This window comes from Streptomyces sp. NBC_00539, assembly GCF_036346105.1.
Taxonomy (GTDB): Bacteria; Actinomycetota; Actinomycetes; order Streptomycetales; family Streptomycetaceae; genus Streptomyces.
In genome coordinates this window covers 6,944,196-6,956,693 of sequence record NZ_CP107811.1, presented here as the reverse complement: position 1 = coordinate 6,956,693, position 12,498 = coordinate 6,944,196, and the positions used below count along the sequence as shown (strand labels likewise).

At 71.7% G+C, this 12,498-nt stretch carries 13 protein-coding genes and 3 pseudogenes; 11 read left to right on the top strand and 5 right to left on the bottom strand.

The window, feature by feature from the left end; translation table 11 throughout:
* Positions 1-10: 10 nt before the first annotated feature.
* The 6 genes from OG861_RS31780 to OG861_RS31755 all read left to right on the top strand — a co-directional run bounded on the left by OG861_RS31780 (position 11) and on the right by OG861_RS31755 (position 5,137).
* The gene (locus OG861_RS31780; RefSeq protein WP_329191595.1) at positions 11-328 is read left to right on the top strand and encodes a PAAR domain-containing protein; all 318 of its coding nucleotides are present in this window, start codon (positions 11-13) and stop codon (positions 326-328) included.
* Positions 328-750 (top strand): GPW/gp25 family protein, encoded by a 423-nt coding sequence (locus tag OG861_RS31775; protein ID WP_190184825.1) that lies wholly within the window; start codon positions 328-330, stop codon positions 748-750. The genes OG861_RS31780 and OG861_RS31775 overlap by 1 nt, the downstream gene beginning before the upstream one ends.
* Complete coding sequence (locus tag OG861_RS31770) at positions 750-2,732, top strand: putative baseplate assembly protein (protein WP_329191598.1); 1,983 nt, start codon at positions 750-752, stop codon at positions 2,730-2,732. Before OG861_RS31775 ends, OG861_RS31770 begins: the two co-directional genes overlap by 1 nt.
* The gene (locus OG861_RS31765) at positions 2,729-3,301 is read left to right on the top strand and encodes a phage tail protein I (RefSeq protein WP_329191600.1); all 573 of its coding nucleotides are present in this window, start codon (positions 2,729-2,731) and stop codon (positions 3,299-3,301) included. Before OG861_RS31770 ends, OG861_RS31765 begins: the two co-directional genes overlap by 4 nt.
* Before the next feature lie 5 nt (positions 3,302-3,306).
* Complete coding sequence (locus OG861_RS31760) at positions 3,307-4,470, top strand: zinc ribbon domain-containing protein (protein ID WP_329191601.1); 1,164 nt, start codon at positions 3,307-3,309, stop codon at positions 4,468-4,470.
* Between the two features lie 349 nt (positions 4,471-4,819).
* Positions 4,820-5,137, top strand: coding sequence for a hypothetical protein (locus OG861_RS31755; protein WP_329375241.1), 318 nt, complete (start codon positions 4,820-4,822; stop codon positions 5,135-5,137).
* Here the strand turns inward: OG861_RS31755 and OG861_RS31750 are convergent.
* Positions 5,059-5,874: pseudogene (locus OG861_RS31750) on the bottom strand (serine hydrolase domain-containing protein); the annotation flags it as partial. The gene OG861_RS31755 and the pseudogene OG861_RS31750 overlap by 79 nt on opposite strands.
* 339 nt (positions 5,875-6,213) lie before the next feature.
* Positions 6,214-6,504, bottom strand: coding sequence for a hypothetical protein (locus OG861_RS31740; protein WP_329191604.1), 291 nt, complete (start codon positions 6,502-6,504; stop codon positions 6,214-6,216).
* 40 nt (positions 6,505-6,544) lie between these two features.
* Here OG861_RS31740 and OG861_RS31735 point away from each other — a divergent pair, with 40 nt between their 5' ends.
* From OG861_RS31735 to OG861_RS31725, 4 genes and pseudogenes are all read left to right on the top strand, one after another.
* Positions 6,545-7,195, top strand: a complete 651-nt coding sequence (locus OG861_RS31735) for a maleylpyruvate isomerase family mycothiol-dependent enzyme (protein WP_329191605.1) — start codon at positions 6,545-6,547, stop codon at positions 7,193-7,195.
* Between the two features lie 37 nt (positions 7,196-7,232).
* Entirely contained in the window at positions 7,233-7,724 is a 492-nt protein-coding gene (locus tag OG861_RS31730; RefSeq protein WP_329191607.1) for a DUF1772 domain-containing protein, read from the top strand.
* 71 nt (positions 7,725-7,795) lie between these two features.
* Positions 7,796-8,014, top strand: a pseudogene (locus tag OG861_RS34380) (hypothetical protein); the annotation flags it as partial.
* Between the two features lie 142 nt (positions 8,015-8,156).
* The gene (locus tag OG861_RS31725) at positions 8,157-8,450 is read left to right on the top strand and encodes a YciI family protein (RefSeq protein ID WP_329191609.1); all 294 of its coding nucleotides are present in this window, start codon (positions 8,157-8,159) and stop codon (positions 8,448-8,450) included.
* Between the two features lie 316 nt (positions 8,451-8,766).
* Here OG861_RS31725 and OG861_RS31720 read toward each other — a convergent pair whose 3' ends face one another.
* Positions 8,767-9,459: a FadR/GntR family transcriptional regulator gene (locus OG861_RS31720; protein ID WP_329191611.1), complete on the bottom strand. Its 693-nt coding sequence runs from the start codon at positions 9,457-9,459 to the stop codon at positions 8,767-8,769.
* A gap of 157 nt (positions 9,460-9,616) precedes the next feature.
* Between OG861_RS31720 and OG861_RS31715 the strand changes: the two genes are divergently transcribed.
* On the top strand, positions 9,617-11,398 hold the full coding sequence (locus OG861_RS31715; protein ID WP_329191613.1) for a 2-isopropylmalate synthase: 1,782 nt from the start codon (positions 9,617-9,619) through the stop codon (positions 11,396-11,398).
* A gap of 522 nt (positions 11,399-11,920) precedes the next feature.
* On the opposite strand, the gene OG861_RS31710 is transcribed toward OG861_RS31715, so the two are convergent.
* The gene (locus tag OG861_RS31710; protein WP_330261934.1) at positions 11,921-12,259 is read right to left on the bottom strand and encodes a polyprenyl synthetase family protein; all 339 of its coding nucleotides are present in this window, start codon (positions 12,257-12,259) and stop codon (positions 11,921-11,923) included.
* A 32-nt stretch (positions 12,260-12,291) separates the two neighbouring features.
* Positions 12,292-12,474, bottom strand: a pseudogene (locus tag OG861_RS34375) (polyprenyl synthetase family protein); the annotation flags it as partial.
* Positions 12,475-12,498 lie beyond the last annotated feature (24 nt).

Below are 12,498 nucleotides of genomic sequence, written 5' to 3'. Positions count from 1 at the left end.
GGAGCACCCGATGCCAGCCGCAGCGCGTACCGGCGACCCCACCAACCACGGTGGCCGGATCGGCACGCCCCCGCCCGGCGCCGCCGCGACGGTGGCGACGGTGCTGATCGGCGGCCTGCCCGCGGCCGTCGTGGGCAGCCTGCACGTCTGCCCGGTCGTGCCGCACGCGGCCCTGGGGCCGGCCAACGTACTCGTACCGAACCCGGCCGCGGCCACCGCGGGGTTGGTGCTCATCGGCGGGCTGCCCGCCGCCCGGGCCCGCGACCAGACCGCCTGCGGTGCGATGGTCCTGACCGGCGCCCCCACCGTCCTAGTCGGCGGTGTGTGATGAGCGAGCGGTTCATCGGGCGCGGCTGGGCCTTCCCCCTGCGGGTCGGGCCGACCGGCGGGATCGCCATGGTCGAGCGGGAACGGGAGCTGGAGGAGGCCATCCGCCTCGTGCTCGGCACCGCGCCCGGCGAGCGGCCGATGCGGCCCGAGTTCGGCTGCGGCATCCACGAGTACGTCTTCGCCCCCGGCGACGGCGACACCGCCGGGCGGGTCGCCCAGCAGGTGCGCGAGGCGCTGGAACGGTGGGAGCCCCGGATCGCGGTGGACGAGGTCGTCGTGGCCTTCGACGCCGTCGAGGCGGGCACCCTCTACATCGATGTGCACTACACGGTGCGCACCACCAATGACCGGCGCAACCTGGTCTTTCCCTTCTACACGATCCCCTCCGAGGAGGGGGCCGAGGAAATGGTCGCGGACTGATGGCCCTGCCCTCCCCCAACCTGGACGACCGGCGGTTCCAGCAACTCGTCGACGAGGCGAAGCGGTACGTGCAGCAGCGCGCCCCGGAGTGGACCGACCACAACGTCTCCGACCCGGGCGTCACCCTGATCGAGACGTTCGCGTACCTCGTGGACCAGCTGCTGTACCGGCTGAACCGGGTGCCGGACAAGAACTACCTGGCGTTCCTGGACCTGTTGGGCATCCAGCTGTACCCGCCGTCGGCCGCCGTCGCCGATGTCGACTTCTGGCTGTCGGCCCCGCAGCCGGAGACGGTGACGCTGCCCGCCGGCACCGAGGTGACGACCGCGGTCGGCGAGACCGATCCGCAGACCGACACCGAGGCGGTGGTCTTCGCCACCACCGACGACCTGCGGATCGTGCCGAGCGAGCTGACGCGCCTGGTCACCGCGCCCCGTACCGGTGACGTGACCGATCGGACGGGGGCGCTCGCCGAGGGCCTGGACATCCCGTGCTTCCAGGCGGCGCCCGAGCCCGGCGACGCGCTGTTGTTCGGCCTGCCGACGGCGGTACCGCGCTGTGTGGTCGCGGTCCGCCTCGACAGCCGTGTCGAGGGTGTCGGCGTCGATCCGCGCCAGCCCCCGCTGGTGTGGGAGGCGTGGGACGGCGGCCGGTGGCAGCGCTGCGAGACCGGCGACGACAGCACCGGCGGCCTGAACCGGCCCGGCGAGGTCATCGTGTACGTGCCCGCCGGGCACACCGCGTCGCTGATCAGCGGGATCCGCGCGGGCTGGCTGCGCTGCCGGGTCACCGAGGCCGAACCCGGCCAGCCGTTCTACTCGGAGTCCCCGACCGTGCGCGAGGCCGAGGTGTTCACCGTCGGCGGCACCATGGCCGTGGAGCACGCCGAGCGCGTGGCCGACGTACCGCTCGGCGCGTCGGAGGGGGTGGCCGGCCAGACGTTCCGACTCGGCCGGCCGCCCGTACTCCTCGACGGGGAGCCCCCGGTGGTGGAGGTGTCCTCCCCGGAGGGATGGCAGCGCTGGGAGGTGGTGGAGCACTTCGGCCGCTCGAGGCCCGAGGACCGGCACGTCCGGGTGGACGCCACGAACGGAGAGTTCCTGTTCCCGCCGGTGCTGCGCGAGGCCGACGGCACGCTGCGCCCCTGCGGCGCCGTACCGCCCAAGGGTTCCCAGGTCCGCGTGGCCCGCTACCGCACCGGCGGTGGCCCGGCGGGCAACGTCTCCCGTGGGGCGATCTCCGTTCTGCGCAGCTCCGTTCCGTACGTCGCACGGGTCGTCAACCGGGAGGCGGCGCGCGGCGGCGTCGCGGGGGAGAGCATCGACAACGCCAAGCTGCGGGCGCCGGAGACGCTGCGCATGCAGGAGCGCGCGGTGACCGCCGAGGACTACGAGATCATCGCCCGCCAGGCGGCGCCCTCGGTGCGCCGCGTCCGCTGCCTGCCCGACCGGGACGGCGGAGGAGGCCCGGGCGCGGTCCGGGTCCTCGTGGTGCCGGACGCGGTGGCCGACGAGGGCGACCGGCTGCGCTTCGAGCAGCTGATCCCCTCCGACCAGGTGCTCACGGCGGTCACTACGACCCTGGACGAACGGCGTCTAATCGGCACCCGGCTGATCGTGGAGCCGCCCGTCTACCAGGGCGTCACCGTGGTGGCCCGGCTCTCGGCGCCCGAGGCGGACGCCGACCGGGTGCGGGACGCGGCGCTCGCCGCGCTGTTCCGCCACCTCAACCCGCTGCGCGGCGGGCCGGACGGCACCGGCTGGCCGTTCGGGCGGCCGGTGCAGTACGGCGAGGTTTTCGGCGTGCTGCAACGCGCCATCGGGGACGTGCTGGTGGAGGAGATCCGGCTGTTCGCCGCCGACCCGATCACAGGGCGGCGTGGCGCCCCGGTCGACCGGATCGACATCGGATCGGGCGCGCTGGTCTTCTCCTACCAGCACCAGGTGGTCGTGACGGCGCGCGAGCCGGAGGTGCGTCGATGAACCGGGCCGCTGTCCCGGGCCTGCCCAGCCGGTACCCGATCGGCGGGCAACTGCCCGCGCTGTACGCCGAGGACGACTTCGCGCAGCGGTTCACCGCGGGCCTGGACACCGTCCTGGCCCCGGTGTTCGCGACCCTCGACAACCTGCCCGCGTACTTCGACCCCCGGCTGGCCCCGGCCGACTTCCTGTCCTGGCTGGCCGCTTGGGTCGGCGGCGTGGACGACCCCCGGTGGCCGGTCGAGCTGCGCCGCGAGGCGGTGGCCCGGGCGGTGGAACTGCACCGCCGGCGCGGTACCCGGCGCGGCCTGGTCGAGGCGCTGCGGCTGGTCCTGGGCGTCGTCGCCGAGGTGAGCGGGGACGGCGGGGCCGTGTGGTCCCGTACGGCGGGTGCGGAGCCCCCGCCCGCGCCGGCCGGGGAGGTCCTGGTACGGGTGTGGCCGCCCGCCGCGGGAGGCGTCCACGAGGTGGACGCGGACCGGGTGCGCGCGCTGGTCCGCTCCCTCTGTCCGGTGCACACGGTCTGCCGGGTCGAGGTCCTGCCGGGCCCGCCCGCGGGTGAAGGAAGGTGACGGCGATGCGCGCGTGCCCCGTGTGCGGTGCCTCGAACGAACCGACGGACGACTTCTGCGGCAACTGCGGTTCCTACCTCGGCTGGTCGGACGCCGCCGCGACGCGGGAGACGCCGCCCCCGCAACCGGGCCGGGCCACCCCGGCCACCGCGGACCCCGCGCCGCCGTCGACCGGTTCCGCCCCGGCCGGTTCGACGTCGGCCGGTTCGACGTCGGCCGGTTCGGCGCCTACCGGTTCCGCGTCGATCACGGAGCCGGCCGACGGCGCCTCGAACGCCCCCGCGCCGCCCGACAGCCCCGCGCCGCCGCGGCGTACCACCCCGCCGGCGGACCCCGCGCCCCCCGCCGGTTCGGGGCCCGCCGCCGTGCCGCCCGCGGGGCGGGCGGCCGCCGATCCGGTGCCCGTGCGCCCGGCCAGGGCCGTCGCTCCGCGGCCGGTCGTCAACGCGCCCTCGGTCGGCGAGGACGTGTCCGGGGTGCCGTGCCCCTCCTGCGGTACGCCCAACCCGCCCGACCGGCGCTTCTGCCGCCGCTGTGCGACGCCGCTGACGCCCAGAACCGTCGCGCCGGCGCTTCCCTGGTGGCGGACGATCTGGCCGCTGCGCCGCCGCACCCGCGCCGGCTCCGGCCGACTGGTGCGCTTCCTCGTGATCCTGGCCGCGGTACTGGCCCTGTGCGCCGGCGGCTTCCTGCTGCTGCCGGCCGGCCGACAGCTGATCGAGGACACCCGGGACAAGCTCGGCAAGAGCAAGGCGGTGACCCCGACCCGCGTCGAGGCGACCGCCGAGCTGCCCGGGCACCCGCCGGCCAGCACCACCGACGGGCTCAGCAACCGCTACTGGGGCGCCCCCGGCCCCGGCGCTTCGGTGACGTACACCTTCGCCAAGCCCTTCCGGCTGGTCGGCGTGATCGTCACCAATGGCGCCTCGCCTTCCCCGGAGGAGTACGCGCGCCAGGGCCGGGCGCTCCAGATCGAGATGGAGGTGACGGCGCGGGACGGCGCGAAGCACCACAAGAGCCTCACCCTCAGCGACAAACCGGGCCCGCAGACCTTCCCAACCGGCATCAACGACGCCACGTCGATCCGGCTAACCCTCGACGCACCCGCCGGACTGGACCAGGGCCGCCATCTCGCCCTGGCGGAAGTGGAGTTCTTCCAACGTTCCTGATGCCGGCCCGGGTCCGCCCGCTCCTACCGGTCGGTGTGGAGCGCGGTGCGCAGGGTGGCTGCGGCCATGGCGATGCGGCCCAGTCCAGCGGGTACTCGGCGGCACCGCGCCAGCCGCACGCGCACCGCGCGCCCAGGGCGTCGGCACACGGGCGGGTGGCGTGGGCGTCGTACGCCGACCAGTGCGTGGTCGACGGCACGCGAATCGCGACGCCAGCGCGAAGTACCTCGGGGAAGGCGCGGAGAAGCTCGGCTGGGGCCCGCAGGGCCTCGGTCTGGGCTACCCAGTTGGAGCGGCGCTCCTGATCCCGATCCTCCTGGCGATCTTCGTCGCCTGGAGGCTGAGCGGGATGACGTTCCAGATCCGCGACATCGTCACCTTCAAGGGCGAAGCGCTCTTCTGGCCGGCGATCCTGGTGTCCAACACCCTGGGCACCTCGATGGGCGACTTCCTCTCCGACAGCTCCGACCTCGGGTACACGGGCGGCGCCCTCCTCGTGACCGCGTGGACGATCGCCTTGATGTGCGGGAGGTCACTGCCGGTGCCCTTCGGGTTCAGGGAGTACACCACGCGGTGCCGAAGATCCTGGGTGGCGAAGAACCCGATGTTCCAGCCGGGACGGGAGCCGGTCTTGCCCCACGCGACCTCTTGCTCCGAGAGCTTGTAGCGCATGAGGCCGCCGATGCTGTAGCAGGCGTCCCCCTCGAAGCAGTTCTTGTTGTCAGAGGCGCTCTTCACCTTCGGCACATTGCACACCAGGGCTTGTTGGGCGGGTGGGAGCAGGCGCCCCCGGAACAGCGCGGTAGAGAAGCGGTCCAGGTCGGCGGTAGTGGAGATGATGCCGCCCTCGGCCCACGGGTAAGTGCTCTGCTGGGTTACGTCCTCCCCCTTGACGAACACCGTCGCGTGGCGAGAGGGAATCGCCAGGTCATCAGCGGCGGGCAGGCTGGTGTGGCGCAGGCCCAGCGGCCGGATGATCCTGCATTCGAGTGCATGGGCGTAGGAGTGGTGGGCGACCTTTTCGACGATGAGGCCGAGGACGAGTGCGTTGAGCCCGTTGCACTGCTGCTCGGTGCCGGGTTCTGGCGGCGTGCCGGTGGCCGCTGCGAACGACTCGCGCAGAGAGGCCGGGGTCACCGAGTGGAACTGCCATCCGGGGCCGTCGACCGGATCGGGCGTCGGGGCGGGCTTGGGCAGGCCGCTCGTGTGGTCGAGGAGCTGGCGCACGGTGACCCGGTCGTACGCCACGGGCAATACTCCGGGAACGTACCGTCGCGCTGGTGCGTCAAGGGCGATCCGGTGCTCGGATACGAGCTGGAGCACGATGGTGTCGGTGAACGTCTTGGTGACACTCCCGGTGCGGAGGTAAGCGTCTTCGGTGACCGGGCCAGCGGTGGTGGCCATGCCGTCCCGTCTGACCACCGCACTTGCGACGATGTCGTCGGGCAGGTGGCCGATGATGTCCTGCACGGTGGGCTTCCCCGCCTCAGGTGCGCTCGTTTCCATGAGGTTGGGAGCCGACATGGCGGCGGCCGCGAGTCTTGGCCGTGGCCGCCGCAGTGCGTCCAGGTCCTCGTCCGTGACCGCAGCTCCTTGCCGTCGACCTCGCAGACCTTCCGGTACCAGGCCCGGCCCCCGTCAGCGGTGTGGAACTGGTGCAGCGAGATCGAGTGCGACTCGGTAGCCGGAAAGACCTTGATCGGAACAGTCACGACGCACACCACCCGGCGCTAAGACCGAGCGTCATCGGCCGCTCGGCACCGTCTGGTTCGCAGGGAGGCCCCTTCCGAGCTTAGGCAGGCCCTTCGCAGTCCGCACGCCGAACATGTCGTCGATCTGCTGGACGGTCTTCTCCCGCTCGTCGTAGAGCCGTTGGGCGAGCGCGGCCTGGTCCTCGGTGAACTTCGGTCGACGCCCGCCGACCCGGCCGCGGGCCCGTGCGGAGGCGAGACCATCGTTGGTGTTGGCCACGATCAGTGCGCGCTGCTCCCGCGAAGCTCCATAACCAGCGATTCTGGATCGCAGCAGATCCATGTATTGGACGTATGGTTCGGCCGGCCACAGGCTTGATCGCATGGAAACCGCGACAACGCGCAGGGAAGGGAACGCCGAGGTCAGGGCGTGGATCGCGGGTGAACGCCGGGAGCTGGCCGACCTGCTCGAGAGTGTGCGGGACGATCAATGGGACAGGCCGAGCCTCTGCGCGGGATGGCGGGTCAGTGAGGTCGCGGCGCACATGTCGATGGGGTTCCGGCTCTCGCTGCCCGCGACCGTGGGCGAGCTCGTCCGGGCGCGAGGGAACCTGCACCGGATGACCGACCGTGTCGCCCGCAGGGACGCGGCCGCCCATTCCACCGCCGAACTCGCCGCGTTCCTGCGGGAGGGTGCGCACCACCACTGGACTCCCCCGGTCGGCGGGTTCGCGGCGGCGCTGGGCCACGACGTGGTGCACGGCCTGGACATCACCGTCGCTCTCGGCCTTGGCCGGCGTGTCCCCGAGGAACGGGTGCGTGTGCTGCTCGACGGGATCCGGCCAAGCGGCCTGAGGTTCTTCAGCGTCGACGTTGCCGGTGTGCGGTTGTGTGCGCAGGACCCGGACTGGTCCTACGGATCGGGTGCCCCCGTGTACGGCGCCGCCCAGGACCTCCTCTTGCTCGCCTTCGGCCGCAGGCTGCCGAGCGGTCGGCTCCGCGGCGAACCGAGCAGTCGTTTCACCGCCGTCTGAACTCCCCTGTACCACTCACGCCCGTAAGGAGACCCACGTGCGCACCCGCTTTCTCCAGGCACTGTCCCTGCTCTCCACCGGGCTGCTTGCCGGCGCCTTCGGTTATGGCGCCGCGAATCTCGTCCCGACCTTCAACGCCGTCCCTCTCGACATGAGACTGGACTTCCACGCCGAGCTGATGAAGATGAACGGGATCACCATGCAGGCAGCCATGGCGGTCTCGACCCTCAGCTCCCTCGCCCTGGCCGGACTCACGCGCGGCCGGACCCGGGTCCTCGCGGCCGCGGCAGGAGGCCTGACCGTCGCGTCCTTCCTGATCACCCGGTTCGGAAACGTCCCGATCAACGGCCGCATCAAGCAGTGGGCCGCCACCGCGCCACCGGCCGACCACGCGCGCATTCTGCACCGCTGGGAACTGTTCAACGACGTCCGTACCCTCACCGCCCTGGCGGCGTTCGCCCTCCTCACCATCCTGGCCCTGCGAGAGACCCCATGCCTTGTGACGCACAATCCGCAGGAACCGACCTGATCTCAACGCCCCACGCAGCCCGTGCGGCGGAGTCGCGCCTGTCGGGCCGCGAAGCCGGGCAGGTAATCGACTTCCTCGCCGTCACCGCCGCAACCGAACGCCGCGACAGACCTACCCCGGACGGTCTGATCCCCTTGACTGGCAACGAGATCCAGCACCTGTTTGCAGCACACCCCCGAGGTCGTCTTCTCGCTGGCCGCCGCCGAGACCGGGCAGGCACCCACCGTCCCCAAGACAATTCGACTGGCCCCTCACGCCGGTCCTCACACCCCACGACATCTACGCCGTAGGCGGGGGCACCCACCCTCTACCCAACACAAAACCCTGCTGACAACCAACCGCTGCCACCACACCACCCATTCACACGGGTCTGTCTCCTGGATCATGGAATGTGATCGCGGCAGCCCTTGGTGTTCCGCTACGGTCCCGTACATGTTCGTTGTCACAGTGACCTACACGGCACCGCCGGATGAAGTGGACCGATGGAGACCAGCCCACGGCGACTGGTTGAACCAGCTCATATCAAGGCAATTGCTTCTGGTAGCCGGGCGCCAGGTGCCTCTGGTCGGTGGTGTCTACCTCGCCCCCCGGATGCCCGCCGAAGAACTTGACCGGCTTCTCGCCACCGATCCGTATGTCCTCAAGGGTGTCGCCACGCACAGCGTTGTGGAGTTCACCCCGCTGCTGGTCGCGGCCGGCTTGGAGGACCTCAAGTCCCTGGAGTGAGCAAATTCCCGTGCCACGAGCGGAGCCAGATGAGGAGTACGGCGCCCGAGGGCCGTCCGCCGCGTGAACCCCGACGCAGACATCAGCCCTGTGGTGCTTCTTATCAGAGATCACATGCCGGATGCCTCGCTGGCAGAAGTAGGCGCGCGCGGACCTTGTTGTATGTCTCGTCGGCACTCACCCTGTCCTGCGTGCGACGAGGACGGCCAAGTCCCCGGCGGGGAACGCGGAGTTTGTTCGACGGCCGACCCTGTGAGCGATGAGGCGTACGCCGTGGCGTGAGCCGCCTGCTCGCTGGTGAGGCCCGGCCCGGGGCTCAGGGGGTCGACTGGAGAAGCGTCAGCGTCGACTCCAGTTCCTGGCGGGTCAGCCGTGCGGCCTCTTCCGCCTCGCCGGCCTCCACCGCCCGCACCACGTCGGCGTGGGCGTCCTCACCGTGCCGGAGGTCGGTGCCGCGCAGCCCCAGCAGGTCCAGGAGTTCGATCAGGCCCTCGCGGAGTACCGGCGCGAACTCCGCGAACAGGTCGGTCAGGACGGGGTTGCGCGCCGCGGCCACGACCGCCGCGTGCAGGGCGATGTCGGCGTCGACGAAACCCGCGTCGTCGCCCTCGGCGGCCTTGCGTCGGCCGTCCAGCGCCTTCCGCATCGCCGTCACGTCCTCCTCGGTCCGGCGCTGCGCCGCGAGGCGGGCCGCCTCGACCTCCACCAGCATCCGCACCTCGTACACGTCCGTCACCGCCGCCCTGCGCAGCCGGGCCGGCCAGTCCTCCGTCGGCCGGGTCGCGGTGACGAAGACGCCCGCTCCCTGCCGGGGCTGGACGAGCCCGGCGCCCGCCAGGGCACGGAGCGCCTCGCGGACCGTGGAGCGCCCCACACCCAGCTCCTTGGCGAGCGTCGTCTCGCCGGGAAGTTTCGTGCCGACCGGCCAGTGGCCCCCGACGATCTGCTCGCGCAGCCGCTCGGCGGCCTGTTCGACCAGAGGGCTGGGACGGAGGGCACCGAGCGGCATGGGATCACCTGATTCTCTGATGTCCGGACTCCGAGGCTCCGACGCTCCGGATGGCGGGCGCGGCCGCCGGATGCCGGGGGCGTTCGCCGAGAAATCTACCGCAACTTGTCTGAGGAGCACTTGTCTGAGGAGCTGAGGAGTGGTTACGGTACCGGCCATGATCCCCAATCCCCAGCGCCCCGGCCCCATGCCGTACCACCGCTACCGCGCGTTCCAGGACCGCGTCCACGTCCCCGAGTTCGAGCGCCTCTGGCCCTCCGCCCGGCTGGAGCGGTCCCCGCTCTGGGTGCCCGTCGACCTCCGCGACGGCAACCAGGCCCTCGCCGAGCCCATGGACACCGACCGCAAGCACCGCTTCTTCGAGCTGCTCGTCCGTACGGGCTTCAAGGAGATCGAGGTCGGTTACCCCTCCGCCAGCCGCGCCGACTTCGACTTCGTCCGCCACCTCGCCGGACTCGTCGGTTCCGGTGGCTTCCCCGAGGACGTCACCCCGGTCGTCTTCACGCCGGCCCGCCCTGAACTCATCGAGCGCACCTTCGCCGCCCTCGACGGCCTGCCCCGCGCAGTCGTCCACCTCTACATCGCGACGTCACCGGTCTGGCGCGACACCGTCCTCGGCCGCGACCGCGCCGAGGTCCGGCGCACCGTCCACGAGGCCGCCACTCTCATGGCGCGGCTGGCCGAGGTCCGCCCCGGCACCGACATCCGCTTCCAGTTCTCCCCGGAGACCTTCAACCTGACCGAACCGGACTACGTCCTGGAGCTCTGCGACGGCCTCACCGCGCTCTGGGACGCCAGCCCCGACCGGCCGGTCACCCACAACCTGCCCGCCACCGTCGAGATCTCCACCCCCAACGTGTACGCGGACCAGATCGAGTACATGCACCGTCACCTCGCCCGCCGCGACGCGGTGATCCTCTCCGTGCACCCCCACAACGACCGCGGCACCGGCGTGGCCTGCGCCGAACTCGCCGTCCTCGCCGGGGCCCAGCGCGTCGAGGGCTGCCTCTTCGGCAACGGCGAACGCACCGGCAACGTCGATCTGGTGACCCTTGCCCTCAACCTCTACGCCCAGGGCGTCGATCCCATGCTCGACCTCTCCGACATCGACGCCGTCCGCGACGTCGTCGAGTACTGCAACCGGCTCCCCGTCCACCCCCGCCACCCCTACGCGGGCGACCTCGTGCACACGGCCTTCTCCGGCACCCACCAGGACGCCATCAGCAAGGGGCTCGCCCGGCACGCGAAGGACGCCGCCGAGGCCGGGATCCCGCCGGAGCTCGCCCCCTGGAACGTGCCCTACCTGCCCCTGGACCCCGCCGACCTCGGCCGGGGCTACGAAGCCGTCATCCGCGTCAATTCCCAGTCGGGGAAGGGCGGAGTCGCCCATCTGATCCGCACCCACCACGGCCTCGACCTGCCGGAGCGCATGCGCCCTGATGTCTCCCGGGCCGTCCAGGAGGTGACAGACGAAAGCGGACGCGAGGCATCCCCCGGCGACCTCCACGCGCTCTTCCGCACGGCCTACCTGGAGCCCGGCCGGGGCGCGGGCCCCGTGGCCCTGGAATCCTGGAGCACCGCCCACGACGCCGGCCACGGCACCGGAACCGACGTCGACGTCGAGACCGCCGGCTTCACCGGCCGCGGCCACCGCTTCGCCTGCGTCCTGCGCGTCGGCGACCGCACCGTACCGGCCGACGGCGAGGGCAACGGGCCGCTCTCCGCCCTGGCCGACGCCCTCACGCGCGCCGGAGTCCCCGTCGAGGTCCTCGACTTCGCCGAGCACGCGGTCACCACCAGCGGCGCGGGAGAGGCGGCGGCCTACGTCGAGTGCAGGGTGGGGGGCCGTACCGTCTGGGGAGCGGGTCTGGACACCTCCGTCCTCACGGCCTCCGTACAGGCCGTCCTCTCCGCAGTGAACCGAGCGTACGAAGCCTGAGGCAGCACCCGGCCCGCCCGCGCCGCCACCCTTGCTCCACACCGCATCCATCACCACCGTCGGTGGGTGAAGTCACCGGGATCCCGGGGCTGGTCATCGACGTGCTCGTTCACCAAGGAGTGCACGAACAGGGGCCGGGCACGTCGCTGGATCCGGGGCAGCGCGGTGAACTGAGCGCACAAGGCGTGGCAGGTGGTGTCGACCGGACGGGGAGCTCGGTCAGGAGCTCATTGCCGATAGACGTCCAGGTCCCAGTAGTGGCCCCACTCCCAGGTCATCGAGCCCCACCAGCGGGCGCGGCCCACCCCGTCGTACGGCCGTCCCGGCAGCGGGGCTCGGTTGCGGAAGCCCGGAAGCTGTCGTCTACAGTCCTGTAGACATCAGTGCGGGCGGCCGCCTGTCCCGCGACCGCGCCGGTCTCGGCGAATAAACGCCGTTCGCCCGTGCGGCCCGGGTCTCCGAAGACGCCCAGGAGATCGTCACGCAGTTGAAACGCCTCGCCGACGGGGAGCGCGTGCGCACTCAGTGCGTCCGCAGCCCCTGCGGTGCCCCCGCCAGCACAGATCCCAGACGCAACGGGCCCTCGAAGGTGTACTTCGCCGTCTTGTAGCGGGCGATGGTCAGCGCCGCACGAATCGGATGAGAGTGCCCCGCGGCCGTCAGGTCGAGGTACTCGCCATGGACGAGGTCGCTTCGGAGGGCCATCAGGTGCTGTGCGGATATGAGGGTGTCCGGCGGCAGACCCGCACGGTGGAGCAAACGGTCCGACAGGGCGAGCGCCAGATCCCCGACCAGGATCGCCACCCCTTGCCCCAGTCTTTCCGCGGCCGCGGCGTCGCCGGCAGGCTGAGCGGCGGCCACGGCCTGTGCACCGTGGGCCGGCCACGGCGCAGATCGCTGCCGTCCATCACGTCGTCGTGGATGAGAGCGAAGGCGTGAAGCAACTCGAGCGAGGCAGCAGCCCGCAGCACCGGCAATGGCACGGGTAACAACGCCGAAGCCGGCTCCCCTCCGGCGGCGGCCAGCCACCCCAGAACACACAAGACGGGCCGTAATCGCTTGCTCCCACCTGCCACGAACTCGTACAGCAGCACCGCAGG

Bases quoted from the DNA above. Each gene is read 5' to 3' on its own strand.
- OG861_RS31780 (WP_329191595.1), top strand. From the start codon at position 11: ATGCCAGCCGCAGCGCGTACCGGCGACCCCACCAACCACGGTGGCCGG.
- OG861_RS31775 (WP_190184825.1), top strand. From the start codon at position 328: ATGAGCGAGCGGTTCATCGGGCGCGGCTGGGCCTTCCCCCTGCGGGTC.
- OG861_RS31770 (WP_329191598.1), top strand. From the start codon at position 750: ATGGCCCTGCCCTCCCCCAACCTGGACGACCGGCGGTTCCAGCAACTC.
- OG861_RS31765 (WP_329191600.1), top strand. From the start codon at position 2,729: ATGAACCGGGCCGCTGTCCCGGGCCTGCCCAGCCGGTACCCGATCGGC.
- OG861_RS31760 (WP_329191601.1), top strand. From the start codon at position 3,307: ATGCGCGCGTGCCCCGTGTGCGGTGCCTCGAACGAACCGACGGACGAC.
- OG861_RS31755 (WP_329375241.1), top strand. From the start codon at position 4,820: ATGACGTTCCAGATCCGCGACATCGTCACCTTCAAGGGCGAAGCGCTC.
- OG861_RS31740 (WP_329191604.1), bottom strand. From the start codon at position 6,504: ATGGATCTGCTGCGATCCAGAATCGCTGGTTATGGAGCTTCGCGGGAG.
- OG861_RS31735 (WP_329191605.1), top strand. From the start codon at position 6,545: ATGGAAACCGCGACAACGCGCAGGGAAGGGAACGCCGAGGTCAGGGCG.
- OG861_RS31725 (WP_329191609.1), top strand. From the start codon at position 8,157: ATGTTCGTTGTCACAGTGACCTACACGGCACCGCCGGATGAAGTGGAC.
- OG861_RS31720 (WP_329191611.1), bottom strand. From the start codon at position 9,459: ATGCCGCTCGGTGCCCTCCGTCCCAGCCCTCTGGTCGAACAGGCCGCC.
- OG861_RS31715 (WP_329191613.1), top strand. From the start codon at position 9,617: ATGATCCCCAATCCCCAGCGCCCCGGCCCCATGCCGTACCACCGCTAC.